This window comes from Intestinirhabdus alba (assembly GCF_009711095.1).
In the GTDB taxonomy this organism is placed as follows: Bacteria; Pseudomonadota; Gammaproteobacteria; order Enterobacterales; family Enterobacteriaceae; genus Intestinirhabdus; species Intestinirhabdus alba.
The window spans coordinates 1-302 of sequence record NZ_WMJZ01000173.1; the positions used below are offsets into that span (position 1 = coordinate 1).

Below are 302 nucleotides of genomic sequence, written 5' to 3' on the forward strand. Positions count from 1 at the left end.
CCGGCGGCATACAGCTCCCAGCTGTTGCCGTTCCGGCGCACGTCATACAGATAGCCGCCCAGCTCCACCCGGGACGTCGCGGCAAACGACGCGCCCCCGTCGGCGGTCTCAACCACCGTCAGCACTTCACTGCCGGTGGTGGCCAGGCTTCCCTGGTTTCTGATGGTCAGCAGATGGCTCCCGGAGCTGCTGCCGGTGACCCTCAGCTTATCCCCGGCGCTGGTCGCTCCGTCGCCGACGATGTCGGTGCGCATAATAAAGGTGCCGCTGCCGCTCAGGTCAGCGATGTCAAGGGTGGTGAA

General features: G+C 65.9%; 1 protein-coding gene. It reads right to left on the bottom strand.

Annotated features, from left to right (window positions below; all coding sequences use genetic code 11):
* Window positions 1–302: pertactin-like passenger domain-containing protein (locus tag GJV78_RS22875; RefSeq protein WP_155110336.1), on the bottom strand; the 302-nt coding region annotated here is incomplete at both ends.